Raw genomic sequence first — 26,739 nt, 5'->3', positions numbered from 1 at the left:
TCCGCAGGCCGCCAGGCCCCACGACCGGATCAGACGGTGAGGACGAGCTTGCCCTGGAGGTGGCCGCCGTCGAGCAGTCGGTGCGCGTCGGCGACACGCTCGAACGGGAACGTCTCCTGCACGTGGACCCGGAGCCTGCCCTGTTCCACGAGGTCGACAAGGCCGCGCAGGGCGACCGTATCGGGGTCGACCGCGATGCCGCTGAAGCGCATGCCCGCCGCTTCGTACTTGGCGGTGAGTCCCGCGTCCTCCTCGGCGACTGCCGTCACCAAGTGACCGCCTGGGCGGAGCACTTCGAGCGACCGCTCGACGGTGTCGCCGCCGATCGTGTCGAGTACGACGTCGATGTCACGGACCGCCTGGGTGAAGTCGACCGCCGTGTAATCGATCACCTCGTCGGCGCCGCATCCCTCCACGAACTCCCGCTTGCTCCGGCCGGCCGTCGTGATCACGTACGCGCCGAGCGCTTTCGCGATCTGGATCGCGACGTGGCCGACCCCGCCACCACCGCCATGGACCAGGACACGGTCGCCCTCGCCCACACCGCCGAGGTCCACGAGGCCCTGCCACGCCGTCAGCCCGACGACCGGCAGCGCCGACGCCTCGACGTGCGACAGCGACGCCGGCTTGCGTGCCAGGTGCAACGCCGGAGCGGACACGACCTCGGCGTACGCGCTCGCCGCCCGCGGGAACAGCGGCATGCCGAACACCTTGTCGCCGGGCCTGAACCGCCACGTCTGGGGCGCCTCCGCGACCACGCCGCTGATGTCCCAGCCGAGGATGAACGGAGGCCTGCCGATCAGCGGGAACTCGCCGGCGCGCAGGCGCGCCTCCAGCGGGTTCAGCCCGATCGCCTTGACGCGGACGAGGACCTCGGTGGGGAGGGGCCGAGGCTCGGGCGCGTCCACGACGGTGAGGACGTCCGGACCGCCAAGTGTGTGCTGGGTGATGACTCGCATGACTCTCCTGGGCTGTGGAACGGGGAGAGAACCCAGGCTAGGTTTCCGACAGGAACCAACAGGTACCTTGGCATCATGAGCGGCTTCGGTCCCGGCGATCCCTTTCTCTCCGACTGCCCGGCGCGTCTGGCGATCGAGCTCATCGCCGACAAGTGGACGGCGGTCGTGCTCTACGGCCTCAGCCAGGGCCCGGTGCGTCACGGCGAGCTGATCGAGCTGATCGGCGGCATCTCACGCAAGGTGCTCACCCAGACGCTCCGCCGTCTTGCGGCGCACGGACTCGTCCGCCGCCGTGCCTACGCCGAGGCGCCGCCCCGCGTCGAGTACGAACTAACCCAGCTCGGGGCGACGTTGATCGATCCGATCCACATGCTGACCGAGTGGGCGAGGATGCACGGAGACGCGGTACTCGATGCGCTCGACGCCGATCCCGGGCCGGTGGGACGGCGGGACTGACGACTGGCCGGTTCACCCGGTCGGGATAGAACGTGATCGTGGCCTCTTGAGGGGCCATGTGGTCGTCAACGGCATCTGCCGCCATTGCGTGATGTCCAGTTGCCTTATTTGGCCGCGCCTGTTCCCTCGTCCAGGTCGAGACGGTTAGCGGTCCAGCAATACCAGGCCGCGATGCTCCGGTAAGGGCGGAACTCATCCCCGAGCGCGTCCAGCTGTTTCGGCTTGGGAAGCTCCACCTGCCAGGCTTTCGCGTAGCCCTTGCGAAGCTCCAGGTCGTCGGTGGGCCAGACATCGAGTCGGCGGAGCTGGAACATGAGGAACATCTCCGCCGTCCACTTGCCGATGCCGCGCACGGCGGACAGCTGGGCAACGATCTCCTCGTCGCTCTCGTGGGAGAGCGACCGGGCGCCCAGGCGGAGGGAGCCGTCCGAGATCCTCCCGGCCAGGTCCCGGAGAGACGCGACTTTCCTCCCGGAGAGCCCACAGGCTCTCATCGTCTCGTCGGAGATGGTGTCGAGTTGCTCAGGCGTGACGGTGCCCCCCAGCGCCGCGACCAGCCGGCCGTGAATGGCCCGGGCTGCCGGGCCGGCCAACTGCTGCTGGGTGATGATCCGGACCAGAACGGCGAAGTAGGGCTCGCTGCTCTTCGGAAACTTGGGCGGTCCCGCCAGTTTTGCGAGACGGCCGATGACAGCGTTGCGGCCGGACAGCCACTCGGCTGCTTGCTGCGGCGTCATCGACGACGACGCGCGGCGGGAACGTTCAGCGACGTTGGACTTCGGGTGCTGCGACATGCTGATCACTGGCCCGGATTGCGGCGGTGCACGCGAACGCCGCGATTACTCTGGGTAACTCTGCGTGCAGGCGTCCCGTGTCTCAGTCCCCCATGGTCCCACGGTACGGACAACCTCCACCACCGGAGGGAGCCCGCCCTCGTGCCCTGGGCTGCGACGACAGCACTTGGCGAGGGCTGAGGGGGATGGGAGGCGGCGGCGTTCGGCTGCCACAATGGCCGACATGAACGCAACAGAAGCCGGGAGCAGCCTCGGACAAACCCACCAGTCCCACCGTGCTGCGGCGCGCCCGACCCTGCCCCTCTGGGTGCCGCCGGTGTGCGCCGTCATGTTCGGCGCCGCCGTGGTCTTGCAAGATCCCGATGACGGCGTGCCGGGCCTGACGGCTCCCCTCATCGGTCTCGCCCTGGCCCTCGGCGCCTACGCGCTGGTCGCGGGCATCCGCGCTCGCCAGGGCACGCGTCGGCGTGCCTCGCCGGGCGCCTGGATAGGCGCCGTGGTCGGCGCCGCCGCCTTCTCGGCGTCCTCCCTCAACAGCAGCAGCACGTCCGGACTGGGCTGGGTCTATCTGGCCGCGGGGGTCGTCGTCGCTGGGATCGTCTGGTACCGCCTGCACAGGAACGGGCTTGTTGGTGACCGGAGTTGACGGCCGGTGTAACGCGTTCGGGCGGCGCGGACGAGGGGCGCCTGTCGGAAGCACTCCGGGCTTGCTGACGTGAGTGCGTGGAGGCGGATATACCGATACGTCGGACCGGTCGAGCTGAAGGCTGCGGTTCGGATTGACGGCGGCGGGTGTCGGATCGGCGCGGCGGCTGACTTCGCCGGCTGGATCGCGGAGCGGTCGGCGGCAGAGCTGGCCGAGCCGTTCACCTTCGTGATCGGTACGGACGGTGTGCTGCGGCTGGCGCCGCGGCGAAGCGAGCATGTGGCCTGCGCCGGCGGCGACATGGTTCTGGGTGCCGGTGAGATCAGCTTCGTGCGCGAGTCGGACGGGTGGGCCGTGAGCGAGGTCAGCAATCAGTCCACCGGGTACTGCCCGGACATCAGCTCCTGGGCGGAGGTCGCCCGTGCTCTGGACGCCGTTGAGCTTGGGCGGCCCTCCGGGTTCACCCACGAATTGGTGTTCCGACGTTGCCCTGGCTGCCAGGAACACAACATTGTGCGCGAGGACGACTTCGTCTGTGTCTTCTGCGGCAGCGATCTGCCTGCGGCGTGGAACGTGGATCCCACCGCGTAACGACCGAGGGGTACAGCCACTCGGCAGGCCAGGCGCGAGCCGATGTCGTAGTCGTCGGGGGAGCTGGGCCTCCTCCAGCATCGGGGCGTTACTCGTACCGGTACTTCAGCGATTCCGCTTCTGTCTGCTCGATGTCGGCGATCGTCAGCTCCGGCATCCGCAGCTGGGCCAGGGTTACCTCGGCGGAGGTCGGCTGGGCGTCGGCCGACAGCCACTGCTCCGGCTTCCAGGCCGCGCTGCGTAGCAGCGACTTGGGGCAGTGCGGGTAGACCTCCTCGATGCCCAGCACCAGCGCACTGGCCGGCGGCTTGCCCACGGCGGTGAGCTGCGACAGCAGCTCCGGGCGGGTGGAGACGCAGGCGCGCCCGTTCACCCTGAGCGTCGTGGTGCGCCCCGGGATCAGGAACAGCAGCCCGGCCCGTCCGGTGGCGATGACACTCTGCAAGGTGTCCAGACGCTTGTTGCCGGTCGCGTCCGGTATCGCCAGTGTCCGTTCGTCCAGAACGGCGACGAACCCGGCGGGGCCGCCGCGCGGGGAGACGTCACAGTTGCCTTCGGCGTCCGCGCTGGCGATCAGGACCAACGAGGAGCAGCCGATCAACCGACGGGTCTGCTCGGTGAGTTCGGTCATCTGCTTCCGTACGGCCGCGGCGCTGGGCAGCGCGTAGGCGCGGCGCAGCGACTCCTGGTCCGGCACGGCGTCGAGGCGGAGCGAGTCGAAGGCACTGTCGGCAAGGGGCGTCGTCATGCTTCCGACCCTAGTCGGCCGACTTGTGGTTGATCTTGGCCGGTGAGTGCGGGGTGTAGAGACGGCCACCCTCGTTGCGACGCGGGTGTGGAGCCGCGCCGGCCTCAGTCCGTCAAACGTGCGACTTCTCCAGCGCTGAACCACCCGGGCCGTACCTCGGTCAGCAGGGGCTTCGGCGACTCCAGTCCCGACCTCAGATCACGCTCCGTGAAATCAACTGGCTCAGCCAAGCTCTGCCCGTACAGGCGCAGCCGCCAGAGATCGAAGATCTCCGCCCCGTCAGCCGTGAAGTCCACATCGATCTCGGACCCGTCCTGGCCGACGAAGAGACAGCCTGCCCCGTGGACGCTGGAGGAGTAGGAGCCAATTTCACCGGTCCTGCTGATCCGGTGCGAGCGGACGAGGCCGAGCACGTCCGCATGGCGCTCGGCCGAGGGGAACGTCGCCCGCAGGGCCTCGCCGGCCGAGCGGAGAGCGTCGAGGTAGCCAATCACCAGGTCGCGCGCTGTCGTCAACGTACGCCCCCCGTGCTGTGCCAACCGCGGCACCCGGTACGAAGCGATTGTTCCACGTGGGCTTCTGGTGTCTCCTCGCGCCGGGTCCGAACGGAGCAACGCAGTGTGGCGAAAGCGTTCGTCCCGACGAGCCGGGGGCGTCGGAACCGGGGTATGGCGGTGTCTCTCAGTAAGCTGACGCGTCGAGCGAAGGAGCACTGCACATGAGTTTCCGCCTCAAGGCGATCACCCGTGAGGAGCATCTGGCCTTCGTTACGGCCATGCCCTCGGCCAGCCACATGCAGGTGCCGTCCTGGGGGGACGTGAAGCCGGACTGGCGGGCGGAGAGTCTGGGCTGGTTCGACGGGAGCGGGCGTCTCGTCGGGGTGGGGCTGGTGCTGTTGCGGCCCTTGCCGAAGCTCAAGCGGTACCTCGCCTATCTGCCCGAGGGTCCGGTCATCGACTGGGACGCGCCGGATCTTGAGCAATGGCTGGAGCCGATGCTCGCGTACCTCAAGGCCCAGGGTGCCTTCTCGGTGAAGATGGGCCCGCCCGTCGTCGCCCGCCGCTGGAGCGCGGAGGCGGTCAAGGCCGCGATCGCCGACCCGCAGGCCCGGCAATTGCGCGATGCCGAGGCCACCACTGACGAGCCACGGGCCTTCGCCGTCGCCGACCGGCTTCGGCGGATGGGCTGGCGGCAGACCGAGGCCGGCCACGAGGACGGGTTCGCCGCCGGGCAGCCGCGGCACGTGTTCCAAGTCCCGTTCGCCGGGCGCTCGCTGGAGGAGATCCAGCAGGGTCTCAACCAGCAGTGGCGCCGCAACATCAAGAAGGCCGAGAAGGCCGGCGTCAAGGTCGTCCGGGGTGACTACGACGACCTGCCCGCGTTCTACGAGATCTATGTGGAGACCGCCGAGCGCGACCAGTTCATCCCGCGCCCGCTGGGCTACTTCCAGCGCATGTGGACCGCGCTGACGGCCGAGGACCCGGACCGCATGCGGCTCTACCTCGCCCACCACGACGGCGAAGTGCTCGCCGCGGCCACGATGCTGACCGTCGGCGAGCACGTCTGGTACTCGTACGGCGCCTCCACGAACCGCAAGCGCGAGGTCCAGCCGAACAACGCGATCCAGTGGCGGATGATGTCCGACGCCCATGAACTCGGCGCGAGCGTCTACGACTTCCGCGGCATCACCGACACGCTGGAGGAGGACAACCACCTGCTGGGGCTGCTCCGCTTCAAGGTCGGCTCCGGCGGCCAGGCCGTGGAATACCTCGGCGAGTGGGACTTCCCCCTCAACAAGTTCCTGCACCGGGCACTCGACCTCTACATGTCCCGCCGCTGAGTCCGAAGGGTCGCGGATCCTCACGACCCGGTCGGGATCAGCCCTGTCCTGTACTGCGCAGCGCGACGGTGATGTGGCTGTATCCGGGGACGGGCGCCCCGCCGGCCTTCTCGTAGCGCAGCGCGTCCGCGATCCCGAGTTTGTCTCCGGTGGACAGGGTCCGGTTCGCCGTCCACAACAGCATCCTCAGCTGTTCGTTCTGGATGCTGTGAAGGGCGGCTGAGGACTCCATTGGTACGCCGGTGCTCACTCGCCAGTCGGCCACCGCGCTCCAGAAATCCGTCAGGGTGTCCCAGCAGATCGCGGTTCGGGGCCCGAGCAGCGGGCGTATCTCGTCGGTGGGCCGAAAGGTGTCGAGGCCGTGGGAGACAAGGTTCTGAAGGTTCTCCAGGACGGTGACGACGAACTCATAGTCGGTCTCGTCACCCAGCAGTTCCTCGACGATCGCCAAGACCTCTGTGGTCGCGCCGTGGTCGCGCCGGGCTGTCCGGAAGGCGACCTGTCGGCAGACGTCCAGATCGTCGGTGGCGTCCAAGGATCCCGGCTTGATACCGGCGACGTCCAGGAGCCGTCGGGACCGGCCGGTCGGCCGTCTACGCCATGAGAGTCGCATCGTGTCTCTCCCCCGTCGGCCCGGGCACCGGTGGCCGGGTGTGCCGCCCCGACCGAACGGTACCGCCGGTGGGCGGTACCGGTGCGGCGGGGCGGTGGGGTGTCTGCCGGCCCTACGAACTGGCCTTACGGGCCGGACTTACTTCAGGTGTGCCCGGCCTCCGCGCGTTGCGCGCGAGGCACGTAGCCCCCGGCGAAGAAGCTGGCGGAGGTCGGTGCGGGTCTGCTCTTCGGCGGCGGGCCGGGGCCGGTCACCGCACCCGGCGGCGTCGATGGTGGCCACGATGTAGCCGTGCGCCGCGTTCGAGTACGCCGTCGTCGGGGCGCCTCGACCTGGTCCACCAACGGGTTTTTGCGCCGCTCTACCAAGGGCCCGTGCCTGCTCGCAAGGTGAGTCCGATGCCGACGAGCAGCACGAGGCTGGAGGTGGCGATCGGGCCGACGGCAGCCAGGCGGGTGAGCGCCGCCCAGCGGGGGCTGGTCGCGGTGCGGGTGCTTCGGTCGATGCGTTCGCGCAGCCGTACGAGCAGGAGGCCCGCGAGGGTGAGGGTGGCGGCCATGCCGAGCCCGTAGCCGAGGACGAGGAGCACGCCGAAGGCCGTACGGCCCAGGGCCACGGCTCCCAGCAGGACGACCAGGGCGGACGGGCTGGGTACGAGTCCGCCGGCGATGCCCATGCCGATCAGACCGCCGCGCGTGGCGGCGGGTGCGGTGTGGGAGTGCCGGTCTCCGGTCACGGGGTGGGTATGCGGCTCGTGGCCGTCGTCCTTCGTCAGCAGGGCGACGACCGATCCGTCGCTCTCGGTGCGCGCGGGGGCCGGGTGCGGGTGGGAGTGCGAAGGGTGTGGGTGTGAATGGTCGTGGTGGTGCGCGGGGCCGTGGCCGTGGCTGTGACCGTGGGAATGCGAGTGGCCCGGTGTGGACCGGTTGAGAACGGCCGAGCGCAGGAGCCATCCGCCGATGGCGGTGACGAGGAGGCCGCTGGCGAGGCCGAGCCAGGTCAGGACGGTCTCGCCCGCCAGGCCGGTCGCGACGGGGAGGATCAGCCCCAGGGCCAGTACGCCGGCGGTGTGCGTGAGTGTGACGGTGGCCCCGACGACGACCGCGTCCTTGGGTGTCCCCCGTCGCCCGGCGAGGTAGGCGGCCATGATGGTCTTGCCGTGACCGGGCATCGCGGCGTGTGAGGCCCCGAGGACGATCGCCAGCAGGAGAGCCAACATGCCCACCGAGAAGGTGAGTTCGCGAGCACCGACAAGCGAGTCGAAGGCGCCGGAGACCCGGGCAAGGGCGGTCGTGAGCAGTCCGGCCCCCGGCAGGGCGGCGGGTACGACACCGGCGCTGCGGCCCGGCGCGGTCCGCAGCGTGGCGGACCGCTGGTCGAGCGGGCTCGCCAGTGGGTCCGTCGGGTAGTGGCGCAGTTCGTCGGTGGCCGAGGCGGTGGGTACGTCGGAAGCGGTCAGGGCGACTCCCCTGCCCTGCGCGGTGATTTCCCGCCAGCCGATGCGGCGGCTGTCGTAGCCGGTTCGTACGGTGACGTCGGCCGGGTGTGCCAGGTCCACGGCGGCCGTGAGTTCGCAGGTGAGGCGGCTCGTCCGTAGTCCGGCCTCGCCGGGGCGATAGGCGAACGCGCTGCTCCTGGCCTGCCAGGTGGCGCTGTCGCCCCCGGCCTCGACCCGCAGTTGCCGGGTCACCGTGCCGCACTGGGCGCGGGCGTACGTACGGGTCTCGGCCGGGGTGACGGTGCCGTTGCCGTCGTGGTCGACCTGGGGGCGTTCCTGGGCCGTGGAGATCTCGGCCCGGTCGACGACGATGCGGGCGTCGATCCGGTCGGTGCGCAGGGTCAGGCCGGTGTGGTAGTTGACGGTGAAGTTGCCCAACGGGTGCGCGGAGGCGGGCTGTACGGCTGCGGCGCTCGCGGCGCCGACAGCGACGGCCAGGGTGCAGGCGGCGAGTGCGCGGCGGAGGGTGAGGTTCATGACGCGGAGTCGATTCGGCGCAGTGCGTCGCGCGCCTCGGTGGCGAACAGAGGATGGAAGTGCGGGTCGACGGCCAGGGCCCGTTCGAGGTCGGCACGCGCCGATGTCCGGTGGCCGAGGGCCTGTTGGATCGTGCCACGGTGGTAGAAGGAGAGCGCGCTGCGGGTACCGAGGGCCAGGGCGCGGTTGGCGTACGGCAGTGCTTCGTCGTCCCGTCCGGCACGGTGCAACGCCCAGGCGTAGGCGTCCTGTACGGCGATGAAGGGCCGGTTCCGCAGTGCGGCGCGGCCCAGGGCGACGGCGCGGCGGGCGTCGCCGTGATCGGCTTCGAACAGGACGTCGTCCACGTCGGGGGCGATGCCGCCGGCCCGGCGCAGCTGCTCCTGCGTACGCATCAGCGCGTACTGGGTGTCGGCCTGCGCGCGGTGGCCGAGCGACTGGTGCAGTTCGCCGAGACCGACGACGTACTGAGGCAGTGGTGCGATGGCGACGGCGGCGGAGTAGTCGTCGACGGCCTGCCGGTTGTCGCCGAGTGCCACGTTGGCACGGGCCCGTGCCTCCAGCAGGGCGGCGTCGTGCGGGGTGGCGCGCAGGCCGCTGCGTGCTTCGCGCAGTGCGGTACGTGGGTCGCCGGAGTCCTGAGCCAGGGTGGCGAGGTGCAGATGGGTGAACGCCTGGTCGCCGGGGCCGGCCGCGTCGTCCAGGGCCCGCTTCATCAAGGCGCGGGCCTGGGGGATGTCGCCGCGCAACTCCCAGGTGTAGGAGGCGCGGGCGAGCGAGGATGTGTCGGGTCGGAGGTCGACCATGCGCTGGACGGCGCTGTACGACTCCTGGTACCGGCCGAGTTGGGTGTACGCGTCGGCGAGGACCGCCTGGGCCGCCGCGTTGGCGGGGTTGCTGGCCGTCGCCTTGCGGCCCCAGGACAGCGCGGTGGTGAACTCGTGCCGGGCCGCCGCCAGGGCGCCCATGCCGGTCTGTGCCTGGTAGTTGTCGGCCGGCTGGATGTCCAGCGAGCGCCGCAGCGCCGACTCCGCCTTCGTATAGGTCGCCGCGTCCGCCGTGACGCGGCCCTGTTGGACGTAGGCCATGCCCAACTGCGCCCAGCCGACGGCGTCCTGCGGCAGTCGCTCCAACTGCTTCCGCATCGAGGCGAGCGAACTGACCCGGGCGGCGCCGGGCGACTGTCCCGCCCCCGTACTTCCCGCGCGGCCGGTGTCCTGCCCGGTGCTCTGTCCGGTGTTCTGTGGCGACAGTCCCACCGCGCCTGCGGTGAACATGGCAGCGCCCAGGGCCAGCGTCACGGCGGTGGTGCGCAGCCGTCTGCGGCTCGTGGTTCTGGGCGTGTTGGCGGTGGGCTGAGGCACGGTCCTCCTCGCGGAGCGCGTAGCGGTAGGGCGTTGGGGGTGGGGCGTTGGGGGTGGGGCGTTGGGGGTGGCGCGGTTCTGGGCGCGGCGGTGGATGCGGTGGGCACGTCGGCCGGGCGCGGGTGGTGCGACCGGAGGGCCGGGCGAAGCTGGGAGTACCTCGCCCGGCCCTCGACCGTGGGACGGGAAAGGTCAGCCGGTGGTGCGGCGTCGCTTCATGCGGTAGGCACCGGTACCCAGCAGCAGGGCGCCGATTCCACCGATCGCCGCCGCGTTGCTGGGGTTCGTCATCCCCGCACGCTGCGCGCCGACGCGGGAGGCGTTGACGTTCTTGGTGTCGGGCAGGGCCAGGTAGGGGAACGCGGTGCCGAAGCGCGCGTCGTTCTTGTCCACCTTGTCGCCTGCGGCCAGCGCGGGCACCAACGTGCCTGTCTGGGCAGCGCCCTCAACGGCCTGCAGGGAGATGTCGATGACATCGTCGGCCAGCCGGCGTCCGTTGGGGAAGCCTGCCAGGTCACCGGCGAGCACGCCGAGCCGCTGCGGCTTCTTGGCCGGCGCGACGCCCATGTTCAGCCGCAGTTCCTCCGCCGGGACGATCTCGTCCGGGTTGGCGTCCTTGTTGAGGCTGTGCGCGTTGAGGTCCGCCTTGATGGGACCGCATGCCTTGCAGACGCCGGTCAGGTAGATCTCGGCGAGGTCGTCGCGCGGCACCTTCGGGGCGGGCACCCCGTAGACCTTCTTGATCAGCTTGGGCAGGATCGGGTCGTAGACCTTGTCCACGACCGGCTGCACGGTGCGGTCCTGGTCCGGCGAGATGGAGTTGAAGGCGTCCTTGTACTTGAGCGGTACGACGACCTCGTTGACCAGCGGGTTGCCGAGGCGGGAGACCTGGCGCCAGTCGTCGCCGTGGATCTTCACCCGGCTGTCGGACACGTTCGCGCCGTGGCGTTCGGTGGTGGACCAGATGCCGACGACCGGGTTACGAGCAGCACTGCCGTGCAGGGCGAGGAGCTTCTTGGGCACCTGCAGGGCAACGGAGTTCACGTTGTAACCGGCCAGGGTGTCCTTGCCGCGCTCGCTCAGGTTTCCGCCGTAGAGCAGGTCGAAGACGCGCAGGTCGGCGAAGAACGGGTCCTCCGCCTGCCCGGCGAACGTCTTGGCCCCACCGGGCACGGAGCGTACGGCCTGCGCCCGCAGAGCCGCGTAGTTGGGCATGGACGCCGGGCCGGTACGGGACGGGGCGACCGGCGCGTCGTGCAGCAGCGTCTCGGTGTGACCGTCGGTCGTGACGGTCAGGTCGTACACCTGGCGGAAGTTGAGATTGGCATCGTCGATCTTGCGTACGGGCCCGGTGTTGTAGAGGAACTGGTTCTCGGCGTCACGGACCTTGCCGCGGAAGTACCAGGTGTACGTCACATCGGGGCGACCGTCACCGGTGTTGTCGATGTTGATGTTGTAGCGGGCGTCGTCGGCGAACGCGTAGAAGTTGGGCCCGCCGTTGGGCTCCTCGAAGGGAATCCAGTTGGCGACCATGGTCACGGTGTCGGAGCGGTCCGGACTGGTGAACGCGTACACATCGGTGTTGTCCGCGCGGGGGTCACCGGCCACCATCGGCGCTTCGCGATGGCTGGAGGCCGCGCTGATGCCCGGTGCCAGGGTCAGTGCGGCCAGCCCGGTGGCCAGTGCGCTCGCGCCGAGAACGAGCAGCGACTGGTCGAGGGTGCGTCGTGAACGCGGCTGTGATGAGGGGGACTTCATAGGGTTCCTCTCGTCTGCGGATACGCCCGTCCGCGCTGCCGGCGGATCGTCCGCACGGCAGAACAGGGTCAGGTGGGCAAGGGTGCGGTCGGTCGACCCAGCGGGCGGGACATCAATCAGGACGAGTCCGGGCGGCTTCCACGAGGGCACGGGGGCACGGTGCCTTCGCCGGTCGAGTACCACTGCGCGGTGGAACGGGCCACCGCACAGATGGCAGCGAACCATGAAAAACGGGTGAGAAGTGCCGTACGTCCACGGGCAGCCGGGTGCGTCGGACGGGCTCGCCGGACGGAAGTCGCAGGTGGCAGCCGCTAAGGGCGCCGCTCAAACTGACGGAGAAAACATCGCGACACGGAATCGCCGCGTTAGACCGATCGGGAACCGGGCCCTGCGGGAGGCGATACGGGCTGTCCGTGGGCGCGGGACGTGCCACTCACCCTTCGGGGTGAACGCCGCAGCGATTCGGTACCAACGGCAATCCACAACGGCCGTTGCTTCGAAGGGGGTGTGATGACGAAAGACGGTGGTGAGCGAGCGACAACCGGTGGGAACCCCAGAACGAAGGGGCCCCCACCGGTTGAGTCATGCGTTGGTGACCACCGCGGTCGATGTGCGCGCCGTGGACGTCACGTTGGCCGTCAGGTTGGCCGTCACGTTGTCTTGACGGTGCCGCCGTCCACGGTGATCTCGTCGCCGACGACAGACGCCGCCGCGTCCGAGACGACGAAGCCGATGACGTCGGCGATCTCGTGCGCGGGGGCGAAGCGGCCGTCCGGGATCCCGCCGAGCGAGTCCATGAGCGTCTTCATACCCTCGTCCTCGCTGATTCCACGGGCTTCGGCGATACGCAGAGCGAGGCCGTTGGCGCTCTCGCTCTGGATTCCGCCCGGTGAGACCGTGTTGACGCGGACGCCGCGCGGGGCCAGTTCGTTCGCGAGGCCCTTGCTGTAGGCGCGGAGGGCCGCCTTCGCCGCCGCGTAGCCGAGGGTGCCGTCGTACAGCGGCATCCTGCTCTGGATGGATCCGACGTGGACGATCGCTCCTTTGCCCTTGCCGATGAGGAGCGGCGTCAGCGCGCGGTCGATACGTACGGCGGCGAGGAGGTTCAGGGTGAGTTCGGCGTCCCAGTCGGCGTCGGTCATGGCGGCGTGGCCGCCGCTCGGCGACGCGGAGCCTCCGGTCACCTGGACGAGGATGTCGAGGCCGCCGTCCTCGACGACTGCGGCGGCGACAAGATCGGCCGCGCCGGGCGTGGTCACGTCCGCCTGGACGATCCTCGCGGCGCGCGTCTCGTCCGGCCGGGACCGGCCGACCGCGATGACGCGCGCACCCGCGTCCGCGAGGCGGTTCACGACGGCGGCGCCGAGGCCCTTCGTACCGCCGACCACAACGGCTCGGCGGCCCTCAAGGGAGAGCGAGGGCGGATAGGACGGGGTCTGTACGGGATGGGTTGCCACGTTCATGTCTCCAGGCTGGGGCTTCCAGCAAGGGGAAGGTCAACACGTGGGCGCGTACGGCATCCCTCAGCGCGCCGTGCGGAAGATCGGCCAGCCGATCTCCGTCACGGACTCGGACGAACCGTCGACGGGCTCTTTGAGGTAGGTCTCGCGGATCGGGCCGTCGATGCCCAGTTCGTGCTCCGCCACGTACGCGCCGAGCGCGCCGTAGGCCTGTGCCATCGTCTCGTCGGAACCGCGGTGCACCGTGACCGCGAGGTCGACGGCGGGCAGCGTCTCCGCCTGCACACGTCCCGTGAGGGTCCCGGCCGCGTCGAGGGACGCGACCGGAAAGAACAGCATCGCTTCGCCGCGTTCTTCGAGGAACAGATTCGTGTCCCAGACGCCTCCGCGCGGCCCTGTGGGGTGCCTGCCCGGCAGCCGCGTGGATTCCGTCAACTCGCCGACAGCTCCGGTGTACCACTCACTCAGTTCTGCCAGATCGATCGTCTCGCGGATCACCAACGCGGGTGTGGCCGGGACGCTCCGATGCTCGACCGCGAGCTGCGCCGCGGGCTTCGCTTCGAGGATGCCGCGCAGCGACGTCACCGCTGCCCGGGTCGCGTCGAGCTGGGACTCCAGCCGTTCGAGGTGCGTCGAGATCAGCTCGTTGCGGGTCGGGATGTCGGAGGCGAGCAGGACCTTGCGGATCGTCTCGACGGGGACCGTGAGGGTGCGCAGCTGGCGCACCACCTGCGCGTCGGCGATCTGGTCGGTGTCGTACAGCCGGTACCCGTTGGTGGGATCGATCGACGCCGGCTCCAGCAGCCCCACCTGGTGGTAGAAGCGAAGAGTCTTGGCGCTCAGCCGAGTCGCCCGCGAGAAATCACCGATCGTCATCCTGGCAGCCACCACACCACCTTATTCCTCCCGACGTCGTCACACGGCACACCGGCCCGTCGACGGGTCGCTCTGCGTGAGCGCAAGAATACGCGCCTCACCTGGCGTGATGCCGGTTCGGCAGCACGCCGGCGGTCGGACCGGACGTGGACGCACAGCCCGGTACCGGCCGACGCCGGGCACATGGCTCATTCACATGTGCCCGGCGGCTTCGACCGGTTCGTCGCCGAGGTCGGCGAGAAGGTTGCCCGGCAGGCTCAGATACGCGTCGCGCATCGAGGCGAGTACGGGGTGCTCGGTGGGGAACGTGACGTCGTCGATGGCCGAGACCGCCCGAACACCGATACTCGTGTTGGTGGCGAAGGCCGCCGCCATACCGCGTACCGCAGCGAGCGCCACCGGCGTGATGGTGTGTCTGAGCGTTTCGGTGTGCGTGTGCGTTTCGGTGTGCGGGTGACCGTGGTGCCGCTGGAGCAACGCCGCGGTGACACCCGGCAGTACGTCCCCCTCGGGCCACACCACGGCGCCGGCAGCGTCGACGAATCCCACGTTCCAGGTGACTCCCTCGGACACGAGGCCGTCCGGGCCGACGAACAGCGCGTCGTCGAAGCCGGCCAGCTGGGCGGCCCGCCGGGCGTGCAGGGCCCCGAACAGGCCGACATGCTTCACAGCGGGGAGATCACGCACGTACGGGACGGACTTGGCCCGCAGCGGCGGCAGGTCCATGGAGCCGGACGGGCGTCTGGTCACCAGGATGTGCGGGGTCGCCGGTGACGAGGGGTGCCCCATGTCCAGGGCCGGGTCGAACACCGAGACCCGGACCACGAACGCCCCGTCCTGTCCGTTCACGGCACGGCGTACGTACTCCCGTACGCGATCGGTGTCGAGCCGGGCGCCGAACACCGTCGCGCAGTCGCGCGCGAGCCGTTCCATGTGCAGGGCCAGACCACGTACGCGTTGGTTGTCGACGCGCATCGAGGTGAAGTGGCCGTAGTTGACGAGCGCCAAGGCCTTCAGGGACTCGGGGTCAGCGGGCCGTCCGTTGAGTTCGATCACACCGACGAGTGTGGCAGCGCACGCATGCGGGAGGGGACGAACCGTCCGGCATGGCGCGCCGGACGCCTGCGCGGCCCGCTGTCCCTACCGCCGGGGAGCGGTGGGGTCGGCCAGGCCGTCGCTCAGGAGGCGGCTGTCGACTTCGTCGAGTGCCAGGCGTACGGCCCCCAGGGCCACGCTCTCGTCGCCGAGGGTCGAGGTGCGCAGCTCCGGCAACCGCAGGCAGTGCTTGGTGAGTTCACGCTCCAGGGGGTCGAGGATGACGTCGGCCGAGCGGGAGAACCCGCCACCGAGGACGACGACCTGGGGGTCGAGGGCGAGCACCAGGGCGGCGAGCCCCACGGCGAGGTCGCGGGTGTAGCGCCGGACGGCGGTCTTCGCGTCCCGGTCACCGTCCCTGGCCGCCTGGAACACCCAGGCCGCAGCCTCGCCGGGCGCGGCGGCCGCCGGTGCGCCGGGGCAGTTCTCCAGGTGGCTGGGGGCGGTGAGCCACCGTACGGCCTTGAGTGCGCCCAGCTCCCCGGCGGCGCCGCCGTGGCCTCGGCGCAGGGTGCCGTCGAGGATCAGTCCCGCGCCGGTGCGCAGTCCCGCGAGCAGGAAGACGATGTCGTCGGCGTCCTGGGCGACTCCTTTCCAGCGTTCGGCGACGGCGGCGAGTTTGCAGTCGTTCTCGACCTGGATCGGGCAGGGGAAGCGGGTCGCGAGGTGCGCCGCCGGGTCGATGGTGTGCCAGCCGGGCAGGGGGGTGAACAGGGTGGTGCGGCCGCTGGCGTCGACAGGACCGGTCACGCCGACGGTCACGGCCCAGATGTCGCCGGGTGTCATGCCGGCTTCTGCGAGCACTTCGTCGATGACGTGGTCGACGGCCGCGAGGCGGGCCTCCGGCGCCGCCTCGGGGTCGGCCGGGCGGCGCACGGTCTTGACGAGGTTGCCCTCCAGGTCGCTGAGCATGACGAGGATCTTGTGGACGCCGATGTCGATGCCCAGTACATGCCCCGCGTTCGCCCGGAAGCGGAACCGGCGGGCCGGCCGCCCCACCACGCTGCTGGCGCCCGGCTCCTCGACCTCGGCCCAGCCGTGGGTGACCAGGCTCTGCACCAGGACGTCCACGGCGGGCCGGGACAGCCCGGCCCGGCCCGCGAGCTCGGTGACGGTCGAAGGCGGATTTCCGCGCAGCGCCCACACGATCGACAGCTGGTTCAGCTCGCGCATCCGGGACAGATCTGTTCCGGTCGTCGTCATGTGGTACTCCCTGAAGGGGTTCCGGTGCCCGCCGTTTGGATAATGCTGAGCAGTTTACAATTCGGGGCGGTGGGTCGGCCCGACGGACGGCGTCACGAGATCGGGTACCGCTGCTGCGTCTCGGGAGCGACCGCCGGTGTGAAGTCGACCTCGCGTCCGTCGAGCGTGAAGCGGTACCTGCCGAGCCTGCGCACCTCGGGCCGCGCCGCCAAGTATGCCGTCATCGCCTGCAGTTCGTCGGGGTGCAGCCAGCCGGGCGGGTCGGAGACCGCCCGGAATCCGCAGATGTCGGCGAGGTCGCGCAGCCAGCGCTGCTGTTGCTCGGTGAGCAGGTTGAGGCGGCTGCGGAAGTACACGACGTCGGGGTCCACCTCCAGCAGGGGCGCCTGCCACAGCCGGTGCAGGGTGTTGACGACGGCGTTGCGGGCCAGGGCGTCGGACGGATCCTGGGTGGCGTAGTGCTCCCACAGCGGCGCGACGTCGGGGCCGCTGCGGATCCCGTCGACCAGGCCGAGGGAGGGCAGCAGCGGGGCGCCGCTGCCCAGGAGGTAGACGTCGGGTCCGGCCTCTTCGCGGATGATCCGCAGGCCGGTCCGGTACGCCTCCTCGCGGCCGGTGTCCTCGGCCCGGTTCCCCGGCGCGGCCCCGGCGCCGATGAAGTCCGCCTTGAGGTAGCCGAACCCCCACTCGTGCACGACCCGGCGGATCATCTGCCGGAGGTGGTCCTGCGCCGCCGGCCGGGTCAGATCGAGTGCCCAGTATCCGGTGCCCCAGTTGTGACCGGCGACCACCGGCTCGCCGTGGTCGTCGCGCAGCAGCAGCTCCGGCCGCTCCTGGGCGGTGCGGGATTGCGGGAGGAGGATGAACGGGGCGATCCACAGGCCGGGCCGCAGTCCCGCGTCGGTGATCCGGTCGGCCAACGCGCGCATGCCGGAGGGGAATTTGGTGTTGGGTTCCCAGTCGCCGACCATCTGTTCCCAGCCGTCGTCGACCTGGACGACGTCGAAGGGCAGACCGCGCAGCGCGGTGATGTCCTTGGTGAGCTGTTCCTCGGTGATGTTCTCGTAGTACGCGTACCAGCTGCACCACACGTTGCCCGCGCGCTTGTCGCTGTGGCCGAGCCGGGCGGCGAGCTGGCGGGCGTACGCGGCGAAGACCTCCTCCTCGTCGCCGTACGCGAGGAACCACGGCGCCCCTTCGCGCTCGTACCACCCGGCCAGGGTGTGCTCGTCCGCCGTCAGGCGCGGGATGTCGAGGCCGAGCGCGCCGAGCAACAGCACCTGCCCGTCGGCGTCTTGGAGGGCGGCGACGGCCGAGGAGTGGTGGCGGGCGGGGTCGTCCCACACGGTGTCGTCGGCGGTGAGGCGGCGTTCGGCGCTCTCGATGCGCAGTGGTCCTGCCGAGAGCCGGCGCCAGCCGCACGGGCTCCAGGAGTTGTGTCCGTGCCGGTAGAAGAGCGCGTCGCCGAGGCCGTGCAGCAGGGCCGCCCGGCCCGGCGGCAGCAGCAGACCGCCGTCGGCCGGCTGCGCGGGGGCGTCGCCTTCGAGCTCGACGGCGAACGTGCGCCCGCCGAGGTCCAGAAGCTGGGCCATGGGTCTCCTTGCGTCATGGTGGTGGAGGTGCGGAGGGCCTCGCGGGGTGGCCGCGGGGCCCCGCCGGTTACTTGAAGAGGCCGTTCACCTTGTCGTTGGCCGACTTCAGCGCGGGCCCCGGCTGCGCCTTGCCGAGGATCACGGACTGGATCGCGTCCTGGACGAGGGGGCTGATCTCGGTGGCGTGTTCGGTGACGGGCAGCAGGAACGTGCCGTTCTTCGCGGCCGCCGCGTCGGTGAAGACGTGGACGTCGTCGCCCTTGGCCTTGTGCGCGGCGAGTGCCTGCTGGGTGGCGGTCTTGAGCGCGGGGAAGACGACGGCGCGCTTGGCGACGAGATTCTGGCAGTCGGGCGAGGCGAGGAACTTGACCCACTTCCAGGCCTGTTCCTGGTGTTTGGTGCCGGCCCAGATGGAGTCGGCGAGACCGTTGATGGCGCTCTTGCGGCCCGCGGGACCCGTGGGCAGCGGCGCGAAGGCGAGCTTCTGCTGCACCTTGGGGTCCAGGAAGGTGGAGATGGTCCAGGAGCCCGTGACCATGATGGAACCCTTGCCCGCGATGAGCAGTTCACTGTTGGCGACGGTCGACTGCTTGTCGAGGGCGGGGGTGTAGCCCTTGTCGATCAGGTGCTTGAACCAGCCGATGGTCTCGGCGAGTTTGGGGTCGTCGTAGTTGTAGTGCGTGCCCCACGGGTTCTTGTCGAGGTACGTGAAGCCGTTGGCGGCGGCCAGGTCGCCCCAGCCGTTCTGGCCCTGGGAGCCGTCGTTCCACTCGGCGAGGAACCCGTAGGTCTTCACGTGCTTCTTGTCGAAGGCGGGGTCGAGCCCGTTGTGTCCCGCACTGTCGACGGTGGCCTTGGCGATGGCGTTCTCAAGGGTGCCGCCGTCGGAGGGGTTCCAGGTCAGGTCGTTCAGCTGGGCGGCGTCCACCCCCTGCTTCTTGAGTTGGGTGGTGTTGTAGACGAGCGCCATGGTGTCCCAGTCCTTCGGCAGCCCGTAGCGCTTGCCGTCCTTGACCCAGGTGTCGGCGAGACCGGTCTGGTAGGCGGACACGTCCACCTTGTCCCGGTCCACCAGGGGCTGCAGGTCGAGGAGTTGGTTGCTGGTGGCGAACTGCGGATAGTACGTGCTCTGGTTGGTCCATACGTCCGGGGCGTCGCCCGCGGTCAGCTGCGTGGTGAGGTTCTGCCAGTACTGGGCCCAGGCGGTCTGGGTGATCTTGACGGTGATGTCGGGGTTGGCCGTGTGGAAGGCGGTCGCGCAGTCCTGATACGCGGGCAGCTGCTTGTCGTCCCACAGCCAGTAGTTGAGGGTGGTGCCGCCGCCTGCGGCGTCGTCGGAGCTTCCGCAGGAGACGAGTGTCGATGTGGCGGCCAGGCACAGCAGGGCCGCGCCGGCACGCAGATGCGTGGATCGCATGGTGGGTGACCTCTCTGGAGGGTCTGCAGGGTGAGGAGGGAGGGATGGGGACGGCTGGGTGGGAACGGCAAAGTGACGGCGGGGGGTTACTTGATGCCGGTGAAGTTGAGGGATTCGACCAGTCGGCGGCCGAAAACGATCAGCAGGACGAGCACGGGCAGGACCGAGAGCGCCGAACCGGCCATCAGTCCAGTCCAGTCGGGCATGGTGTTGGGCGACTGCTGCTGGAAGACGCCGAGCGCGACGGTGAGTACGCGCGTCTCCTCCTCGCGTCCGGTCAGCAGCGGCCACAGGTAGTCCTTCCAGGCCCAGACCGTGGTGGTGAGCCCGATGGTGATGAGCGGTCCGCGGCTCATCGGCATCACGACCCGCCAGAAGACGCCCCAGGCGCCCACGCCGTCGAGGACGGCCGCCTCCTCCACCTCGCGGGGGATCGAGAGGAAGAACTGCCTGAGGAAGAAGACGGCGAAGGGCGTCATGAGGACGCTCGGCGCCACCATCCCGGCGAAGGTGTTCAGCCAGCCGAGGTCTTTCACGAGGACGAAGTTGGGCAGCACGGTGAAGATCGGCGGGACCATCAGGGCGGCGATCAGCACACCGAAGACCGCGTCCCTGCCGGGGAAGCGCAGCCGGGCGAAGGCGTAGCCGGCCATCGCGCAGAACAAGGTCTGCAGGACGGCGATCAGCCCGCTGTACACGACCGAGTTGAGCAGGTAGCGCAGGAAGTCGACCTGTGCGCCCGACCCGCCGGCGGCCCGTGCCTCCTCCTGGCTGGTCAGTCCCAGCACCCGCAGGAAATTGATCATCGTGGGGTGGTGCGGGACGAGTCCTGTCGAGTCGGCGTAGATGTCGGCGGCCGGTGTGAGGGCGGTACGGATCATCCAGTAGAAGGGGAAGACGGTCGCCACCAGCACGACGACCAGCACCGCCCAGGCGGCGACCCGGCCCGGCGAGAGACGGATGCGGGTGCGCTTGCGTGTCATGGTCACTCCTCAGGCCAGGTACGAGCGGGAAGCGCGCAGCACACGCATCTGCACGGCGGTCAGTACGCCGAGCAGCAGCGCGAGGACCACGGCGATGGCGGAGGCGTAGCCCATGTGGAAGTTGGTGAAGGCCTGTTCGTAGATGTAGAAGTAGATGACCCGGGTGGAGCTGACCGGCCCGCCCTTGGTGGTCACGGCGATCGTGTCGAAGATCTGGAACGAGCCGATCAGGGAGACCACCAGCACCAGGGCCAGTACGGGGCGCATCAGCGGCAGCGTGATGCGGGTGAACATGCGCCACTCCCCCGCACCGTCCAAGGTGGCGCTCTCGTAAAGGTGTTGGGGGATCTGCAGCATGCCCGCGTACAGGAGCAGGGCGGTGTAACCGGTGTAGGCCCAGGTGTTGATGCCGGCGACGGTGGGCATCGCCCACGTCGGTGAGGTGAGGAAGCCGGTGCTGCCCACGCCGAGCGCGTTCAGGATGTGGTTGACGAAGCCGAGGTTGGCGTCGAGCATCCACATCCAGAGCAGACCGACGGAGACGTTCGGCACGAGCCAGGGCACCAGCAGCATGGCTCGCAGTGCGACCGACCGGGTCAGCCGGTGCATCAGGGTCGCCAGGCCCAGCGCCAGGACGGTCTGCGAGACGATGTTCAGTGCGACGTAGTAGCCGGTGACCTTGAGCGCGTTCCAGAACTGCTCGTCGCCGATGAGCTGCCGGTAGTTGTCGACGCCGGTGAAGTTCGCGGCGCCCAGCAGGCTGTAGTCGGTGAGCGAGTAGTAGACACCGCGGACGGTCGGATACGCGTAGAACAGAGCGAAACCAGCCAGGGCCGGAGCCAGGAACAGCCAGGCTGCCTTGCGGTCGTCGCGGAACTTACGCGGCCGCGCGGGGCCCGCCCTCCTGCCCTTGCGGATGTCGGCGCGTTGGCGCCGCGGCGCAACTGCCAAGTCAGCGCCCATGGTTACACCTCCGAAGAGATCTGCGCCGCACCTCTTGCCAGTGGAGCGCTGTGCACACATATTGATGTGCACCAGTGAAACTTTGTCAATGCTGGCTCACAAAAGAACGAACTCCGGCCAGCCCGGCGGCAATGTTTCCCCTGGTGAGCCCGGGCTCGGGCACCGGCCCGGCCACGGACAATCCCAACCACAGCCGTCTTTTCGGAGGTTGACCATGCGCACGTTCGCGCCCAGACGCGGCAGAGGGCTGCTCGCCGCTCTCTGTTCCGCAGCCCTCGCCCTCACGCTGGCGGCGCTCCCCGCGAGCGCCCATGCCGTATCCGCCCCGGTCGGCGGGCAGTCGGCCGCATCGGCACAGGGCGTCCCGGCCCGCCCGGCGCCGGGACCGAGCCCGGACCCGGCGCTGCCTGTCCACGCACTCGCCGCGGGTGACGCCCCGTTGGACAACCCGCTCAAGGGATTCGCCCGCTTCTACCAGCCGGGCGGCGACCAGAACACGGGCTACCCGCACTCACTGACCTGGGGCTACTTCGGCCTCTCCGAGGTCATGGACAACGCGTCCAACTGCGGGGACTACAACTGGGACGCGCTGGACGACACGCTGGACGCCATCGCCGCCGCCGGGAACCAGGCCGCGATCCGGCTCTACATGGAGTACCCGGGCGGTACCGGCAGCCACCCCGCCAACGCCATCCCGCCGTGCTTCGCCGGACACGTCGACAACCGCGACAACGCCTACTGGGGCACCACCAGCCCCGACTACAACAGCGCGTACCTGCTCACCGCGCTCAAGAACTTCATCGCCGCCTTCGGCCAGCGCTACGACGGCGACCCCCGGCTGGGCTACATCCATCTGGGTCTGATCGGCCTGTGGGGCGAATGGCACACCTGGCCCTACGACACCGACACCAGCGGTGACTCCTACCCCGACTACATGCCGACGGACGCCCACGCCGCCGAGATCATCAACGCGTACAACAGCGCCTTCACCCACACCAAGATCGAGATGCGCTACGCCGACTCGGCCGGCGGTGCGGCCGACAGCCTGCCGGCCCTCGGCTACCACGACGACTCCTTCTGCTACCGGGAGGGTGACCCGGCGAAGGGCGTCACGCTCCCGGAGTCCATGGGCGGGGCGGACTACTCGCAGCTCCAGAAGGCCGTCGAGCACGGGGTGGAGAACCGCTGGACCACCGCTTCGATGGGCGGAGAGGTCCGACCCGAGATCCAGTCCACCGCCTTCAACAGCTGGCCCGGCGGCTCAGGATCCGTGGACAACATGAAGGCGTGCGTCGAACTGGAGCACACCACCTGGAAGATCAACGAGGGCAGTTCGAACTACTCCCCCGCCGACCCCAACGTGGCGGCAGCCATCCGGCTGATGGGGTACAACCTCGCCGTCAAGAACGCCTACTTCCACGACAGCGCGCAGGGCGCCACCACCGTGGGGGTGCAGATCGCCAACACCGGCGTCGCCCCCTTCTACTACCCCTGGACCGTGAGCCTCGGCCTCAAGGACGCGGCCGGCAACGTCGTCAAGACCTGGAACACCTCCTGGGACCTGCGCAAGGTCATGCCCACCAAGATCCGCGCCTTCCCCGACTGGGGCGTGGGCTCCGACCCCACCTACCTCGACTTCGGCTACCCGCAGTACTTCGACACGTCGGTCGACCTCTCCGGGGTGAGCGCCGGCGGCTACCAGCTCGTGATGAAGGTCAAGAACCCTCTGGAGGACGTGAGTTCGAACGCCAAGAAGCTGCGCTTCGCCAACGCCGCGCAGAACAGCGACGGGTGGCTCGGCCTCGGCGCGATGACCGTCGGCTCCGGCCAGAGCAACGGCCCGGCGGGCTACGAGGCCGAGGCGAGCGGCAACACGCTCCAGGGCGGCGCCGTGACGAGCGCCTGCGGCGGGTGCTCCGGCGGCAGCAAGGTCGGATACATCGGCAACGGCGCGACGCTGACCTTCAACCACGTCGACGGCGGGAGCGGTGGTGCGCGCACCGTCACGCTCCACTACGCCACACAGACCGCGCGCACCGCGACCGTGCGGGCCAACGGCGGCGCGACCCACACGGTCAGCTTCAGCCCGACCGCCGACTGGTCCACCACCGGGACAGCCACGGTGACGCTGGACCTGCTCGCCGGGACGAACAACAGCATCACCGTCGCGAACCCGGCGGACTGGGCTCCTGACATCGACAAGATCACCGTGTCCTGACATCTGACGTCCGACGCCTCACGCATCTCGGCGGCGGCGTCCCGCTCACTCCTGAGCGGGGCGCCGCCGCCCGTCTTCGCGACGGAGGTGCCCGTATCCCGCCCCACGCGTGCCCGCATCCGCCGGGGGGAGGTCCGGATTGGGGTGTCGATGCCGGTAACGAATGACGGGTACGGAAAATAGCTGTAATGCTCCCGTGAAGGAAGCACAGAAATAAGCGGGCAGCAAAACCACATCCACAGCGGTCCAAAACCACATGGAAATCCTGTAATTCAAACTCGAATAGATCAGGATGCACTTCGGGAGTTAATTCAAGTGCTGAAGCCGCAGGAGCCGAGTTCTTACCTGTCCATGACTCCGCATGATTCCGGGACAAGAACCGGAAAGCCCGCCGGAACCGTGGTGCCCTTCGACAGGGCGCCACCGTCCGACGGGCGGTGTACGGGCCTACACGAGGCGGCGGACGGGCAAGGGAACGGGCCGCCCCGCGCCTCACTTGATGAAGTCTTCAACGACTTTGGGCGGCCAGGTACCGACGTTGAGAACACCCATGGAGTAGGCGCGGGAGACCAGGGCGGCGCGGTTGGGGACCCTGAGCTTCCTGAGCAGTCCTGTGACGTGGTACTCGACTCCCTGCCGGCTCAGATAGAGCCGCGAGGCCAGCGGGATCGTGGACAGACCTGCGGCGATACCTTCGAGGATGCGTGCGTCGATCTCGGTGAGTATCTTCTTCCTGCTGGTCAGGACGCCTGCGTCGTCCGCGCCCCTGGTCGACCGCATGAGCACCAGGATCGCCGCCACGTCGGGGGTCTCCCCGGTCACGGCGGCGGCGGTGAGCGTACCTGCGAATGCGGAGTCCTCCGACCCGAGAGCCACCACATGCGAGGCGAAGCGCTGCCGCTTGCCTTCGATCAGCCGGGAGAACTGGCGCATCAGCGGCTGCTGGACACTGGGGTGCACCAGGTCGCGGAAGCTGCGTCCGCAGAGGTCGGCCGAGGAGTCGCCGAACTGGCGGAAGAACTCCTGGTTCGCCTGCTGGATGGTGAGGGCGGGGTCGAGCGAGGCCATGCACAGTCCGAGCTGGTCGAACTGCCGGGCGTCAGCGCCCCCGGCCCGGTCAGGTACGAGTTCGCCGGTTGTGACCGGCGCAGAATCTGCGAGTGCAGCAATCTCCACGAGACCGCCATCCTTTCAGTCCGACTCTGATTCTTCCGAATATGCAATGACGTCAGGCGCCGGTTGACGTCAGTATCCGGCCATACCACCCGACCGGCATTCCACTTACAAATTGAGGCTAAAGAATTTGGAGTTACCAGTCAACGACGCCTCTGTCCCCCCGGCTAAAGCTGTGGTCGCACCCTCCGGAGGTACGGTCCGAAATGACGGCGCCTGTGAACCCGAACTCGGCAGGGCGGCCCGATCGATTGGGGCGCATCCCCACAATTGAGTCGCGCTTGAGGTTCCTCTGAGGTTTGCATATGCGCTTCGACTAGGCCGCACTTGATCGGCAGTCATAAACGCGCGTCGGAGCCGGGAGGTGCGCATAAGAGCTGGGGAAGCAGGTTCAGGCCGGCAGCGCGCCCGAGAGTTCGTGCCGGCCCGAAACACCGAGCTTCCGGTAGGAGTTCGTCAGGTGCTTCTCGACGGCGCGGGCGCTCACGCCGAGTTCGCACGCGATCTCCTGGTTGGTCAGGCCGCGGCTGACGAAGTCGAGGACCCGGCGCTCGCTGCGGGTGAGCACCGCCTTCTGCGGCATGGCGGCGGCGCCGACGCCGAGCCCGGCCCGCTCCACCAGCCAGGGAGCGCCACAGGCTGCCGCCAGCGTGCCGGCCTCCCGCAGCGCGGCCTCCGCCTCAGGACCGCTGCCCAGCCGCTGGCCCAACAGGACCAGGGTGCGGGCGAGTTCGAGCTCGTGCACCGACCCGCGCAGTACGTCGACAGCCTCCCGCAGCAGGGGTACGCCCTCGGCCTCGGCCAGCCAGCCCTTCAGCCGCAGCGCCCTGCCGAGCCCGGTGGGCGCTCCCCAGGCCGTGGCCCACGCGTATTCCTCTTCGGCCAGGCTCAGCGCGGCGCGGGAGTCACCGAGGCGGTGGTAGAGGCCGATGGCGTGCGGGCGCCACGGGAAGAGTGCCGAGTTCTGCCAGCCGGCGCCGTCCAGCTGCCGGCCGCAGGCGAGCAGGCTCTCCAACGCCCTTGCCCGCAAGCCCTGTTGGGCATCGAGCGACGCCTGGAGGATCTGCAGGGTGGCCGCGAGGGCCGGCCCTGCCGAGCGGCGGCCACGGCTCCGGGCCAGGATCCGTTCGCTGAGCGCCGGATCGCGCAGTTCGAGGGCGACGGCGGACAGCACGATGATGGAGATCTCGCGCCAGTCCGTCTGGTCAAGGCCCATGACGTGTTCGACGTGTTCGCGCGCCTGGGTCAGCCGGCCCTGCGAGACGAGCACGAGTGCCCGCTCGGCGGAGACGAGCACATCGTCGGCGCCTGTCGCGTTCCGCCGCCGGGGGTGCTGCTCGGCCGTCAGCCAGGAGTCGAGCACCCGCACGGATTCCGCGGCGAACAGCGTGATCACGACCAGCGGCAGCGCCGTGTGCACACGCGCCGAATCGGCGGGCTCGCGTTCCAGGACGCGGTTGGCGGTACGGGCCGCCGCGGCGGCGGAGAGCCGGCCGGTGAGCGTCCCCGAGCAGACGAGGACGGCCGCCAGTTCGCGTTCGGCCGGAGAGTCGAGCGGCGGCTCGTCCCCCAGCTCACGCAGGCGTTCGGCTGCCGAGGCCAGCTCGGCGGGGCTGTCGTGGCCGCAGTGCCTGAGCCGGGCCTCGATCCGCAGGGCCGTCTCCCGCGCGGGCCCGTCCAGGGAAGCGGGCTCGCCGAGTTCCGCCGCTGCCCGGCGCAGCAGGCCCTTGGCCACCGGGGACGCCGTGCCGAGGAGGGCCGGCGGGATCCGCAGCGCCGCGGCGGCCCGGTCCCCCGCCGTGGTGAGCAGCGCCGTCGCCTGGGTGATGTGCCGTTCGCACGCCTCCAGGTCGTAGCCGCCCTCCGCAGTGGCCAGGTCGATCAGCAGCCGTGCCCTGCGCTCGTCCTGGGCGTGATGGCGCGGCAGCGCGTGGCGCAGATAGCCGGCCGCGGTCTGCGGCGCGCCCCTGCGCAGCGCGGCAGCGGCGGCGGCGCGCAGGACGGCCACCGCCCAG

At 69.6% G+C, this 26,739-nt stretch carries 23 protein-coding genes and 1 pseudogene; 5 read left to right on the top strand and 19 right to left on the bottom strand.

Annotation, left to right across the window (positions count from 1 at the left end; all coding sequences use genetic code 11):
* Positions 1-29 precede the first annotated feature (29 nt).
* A complete protein-coding gene (locus HY68_RS28925; protein ID WP_041994341.1) occupies positions 30-959 on the bottom strand; it encodes an NADP-dependent oxidoreductase in 930 nt (309 codons plus the stop codon).
* Positions 960-1,034: 75 nt separating this feature from the next.
* Here HY68_RS28925 and HY68_RS28920 point away from each other — a divergent pair, with 75 nt between their 5' ends.
* Positions 1,035-1,415: a helix-turn-helix domain-containing protein gene (locus HY68_RS28920; protein ID WP_041994339.1), complete on the top strand. Its 381-nt coding sequence runs from the start codon at positions 1,035-1,037 to the stop codon at positions 1,413-1,415.
* A gap of 104 nt (positions 1,416-1,519) precedes the next feature.
* On the opposite strand, the gene HY68_RS28915 is transcribed toward HY68_RS28920, so the two are convergent.
* On the bottom strand, positions 1,520-2,209 hold the full coding sequence (locus HY68_RS28915; protein ID WP_078863843.1) for a DNA-3-methyladenine glycosylase: 690 nt from the start codon (positions 2,207-2,209) through the stop codon (positions 1,520-1,522).
* A 223-nt stretch (positions 2,210-2,432) separates the two neighbouring features.
* Here HY68_RS28915 and HY68_RS28910 point away from each other — a divergent pair, with 223 nt between their 5' ends.
* Both HY68_RS28910 and HY68_RS28905 read left to right on the top strand, forming a co-directional pair.
* Positions 2,433-2,855: a hypothetical protein gene (locus HY68_RS28910; protein ID WP_041997498.1), complete on the top strand. Its 423-nt coding sequence runs from the start codon at positions 2,433-2,435 to the stop codon at positions 2,853-2,855.
* Between the two features lie 69 nt (positions 2,856-2,924).
* Positions 2,925-3,446 carry a hypothetical protein gene (locus HY68_RS28905; RefSeq protein ID WP_041994333.1) on the top strand — a complete coding sequence of 174 codons (522 nt, stop codon included), beginning with the start codon at positions 2,925-2,927 and terminating at the stop codon, positions 3,444-3,446.
* 88 nt (positions 3,447-3,534) lie between these two features.
* Here HY68_RS28905 and HY68_RS28900 read toward each other — a convergent pair whose 3' ends face one another.
* Positions 3,535-4,194, bottom strand: coding sequence for an MSMEG_1061 family FMN-dependent PPOX-type flavoprotein (locus HY68_RS28900; protein ID WP_041994330.1), 660 nt, complete (start codon positions 4,192-4,194; stop codon positions 3,535-3,537).
* Between the two features lie 104 nt (positions 4,195-4,298).
* On the bottom strand, positions 4,299-4,709 hold the full coding sequence (locus HY68_RS28895) for a hypothetical protein (protein ID WP_241778708.1): 411 nt from the start codon (positions 4,707-4,709) through the stop codon (positions 4,299-4,301).
* Between the two features lie 203 nt (positions 4,710-4,912).
* Between HY68_RS28895 and HY68_RS28890 the strand changes: the two genes are divergently transcribed.
* Positions 4,913-6,034, top strand: a complete 1,122-nt coding sequence (locus tag HY68_RS28890; protein ID WP_041994328.1) for a peptidoglycan bridge formation glycyltransferase FemA/FemB family protein — start codon at positions 4,913-4,915, stop codon at positions 6,032-6,034.
* A gap of 37 nt (positions 6,035-6,071) precedes the next feature.
* Here the strand turns inward: HY68_RS28890 and HY68_RS28885 are convergent, their stop codons facing one another.
* The 13 genes and pseudogenes from HY68_RS28885 to HY68_RS28830 all read right to left on the bottom strand — a co-directional run bounded on the left by HY68_RS28885 (position 6,072) and on the right by HY68_RS28830 (position 21,333).
* Positions 6,072-6,569 (bottom strand): hypothetical protein, encoded by a 498-nt coding sequence (locus HY68_RS28885; protein ID WP_041994323.1) that lies wholly within the window; start codon positions 6,567-6,569, stop codon positions 6,072-6,074.
* A 264-nt stretch (positions 6,570-6,833) separates the two neighbouring features.
* Positions 6,834-6,947: pseudogene (locus HY68_RS45650) on the bottom strand (alpha/beta hydrolase); the annotation flags it as partial.
* A 61-nt stretch (positions 6,948-7,008) separates the two neighbouring features.
* Positions 7,009-8,622: a nickel transporter gene (locus HY68_RS28880; RefSeq protein ID WP_198533363.1), complete on the bottom strand. Its 1,614-nt coding sequence runs from the start codon at positions 8,620-8,622 to the stop codon at positions 7,009-7,011.
* Positions 8,619-9,986, bottom strand: coding sequence for a tetratricopeptide repeat protein (locus HY68_RS28875; protein WP_041994319.1), 1,368 nt, complete (start codon positions 9,984-9,986; stop codon positions 8,619-8,621). The genes HY68_RS28880 and HY68_RS28875 overlap by 4 nt, the downstream gene beginning before the upstream one ends.
* Before the next feature lie 192 nt (positions 9,987-10,178).
* Positions 10,179-11,744 carry a DUF4331 domain-containing protein gene (locus tag HY68_RS28870; protein ID WP_041994317.1) on the bottom strand — a complete coding sequence of 522 codons (1,566 nt, stop codon included), beginning with the start codon at positions 11,742-11,744 and terminating at the stop codon, positions 10,179-10,181.
* A 650-nt stretch (positions 11,745-12,394) separates the two neighbouring features.
* Positions 12,395-13,207, bottom strand: coding sequence for an SDR family oxidoreductase (locus tag HY68_RS28865; RefSeq protein WP_078863842.1), 813 nt, complete (start codon positions 13,205-13,207; stop codon positions 12,395-12,397).
* Positions 13,208-13,267: 60 nt separating this feature from the next.
* Positions 13,268-14,092 carry a MerR family transcriptional regulator gene (locus HY68_RS28860; protein WP_157874417.1) on the bottom strand — a complete coding sequence of 275 codons (825 nt, stop codon included), beginning with the start codon at positions 14,090-14,092 and terminating at the stop codon, positions 13,268-13,270.
* 180 nt (positions 14,093-14,272) lie between these two features.
* Complete coding sequence (locus HY68_RS28855; protein ID WP_041994309.1) at positions 14,273-15,136, bottom strand: aminotransferase class IV family protein; 864 nt, start codon at positions 15,134-15,136, stop codon at positions 14,273-14,275.
* A gap of 84 nt (positions 15,137-15,220) precedes the next feature.
* A complete protein-coding gene (locus tag HY68_RS28850) occupies positions 15,221-16,378 on the bottom strand; it encodes an ROK family transcriptional regulator (protein ID WP_041994306.1) in 1,158 nt (385 codons plus the stop codon).
* A 92-nt stretch (positions 16,379-16,470) separates the two neighbouring features.
* A complete protein-coding gene (locus HY68_RS28845) occupies positions 16,471-17,970 on the bottom strand; it encodes a glycoside hydrolase family 36 protein (protein ID WP_041994303.1) in 1,500 nt (499 codons plus the stop codon).
* A gap of 67 nt (positions 17,971-18,037) precedes the next feature.
* Entirely contained in the window at positions 18,038-19,387 is a 1,350-nt protein-coding gene (locus HY68_RS28840; RefSeq protein WP_041994299.1) for a sugar ABC transporter substrate-binding protein, read from the bottom strand.
* An 86-nt stretch (positions 19,388-19,473) separates the two neighbouring features.
* Positions 19,474-20,370 carry a carbohydrate ABC transporter permease gene (locus HY68_RS28835; protein WP_041994296.1) on the bottom strand — a complete coding sequence of 299 codons (897 nt, stop codon included), beginning with the start codon at positions 20,368-20,370 and terminating at the stop codon, positions 19,474-19,476.
* Between the two features lie 9 nt (positions 20,371-20,379).
* Complete coding sequence (locus tag HY68_RS28830) at positions 20,380-21,333, bottom strand: sugar ABC transporter permease (protein ID WP_041994293.1); 954 nt, start codon at positions 21,331-21,333, stop codon at positions 20,380-20,382.
* Positions 21,334-21,547: 214 nt separating this feature from the next.
* Here HY68_RS28830 and HY68_RS28825 point away from each other — a divergent pair, with 214 nt between their 5' ends.
* The gene (locus tag HY68_RS28825; RefSeq protein WP_041994291.1) at positions 21,548-23,551 is read left to right on the top strand and encodes a carbohydrate-binding protein; all 2,004 of its coding nucleotides are present in this window, start codon (positions 21,548-21,550) and stop codon (positions 23,549-23,551) included.
* 492 nt (positions 23,552-24,043) lie between these two features.
* Here HY68_RS28825 and HY68_RS28820 read toward each other — a convergent pair whose 3' ends face one another.
* Positions 24,044-24,619, bottom strand: coding sequence for a LuxR C-terminal-related transcriptional regulator (locus HY68_RS28820; RefSeq protein ID WP_241778801.1), 576 nt, complete (start codon positions 24,617-24,619; stop codon positions 24,044-24,046).
* A 496-nt stretch (positions 24,620-25,115) separates the two neighbouring features.
* Positions 25,116-26,739: helix-turn-helix transcriptional regulator (locus tag HY68_RS28815; protein ID WP_041994285.1), on the bottom strand; the 1,624-nt coding region annotated here is incomplete at its 5' end.

The organism is Streptomyces sp. AcH 505 (assembly GCF_000818175.1).
Lineage (GTDB): Bacteria > Actinomycetota > Actinomycetes > Streptomycetales > Streptomycetaceae > Streptomyces.
Note: the sequence above shows the minus strand (reverse complement) of the source record. Positions and strands in the feature narration are given on the sequence as shown.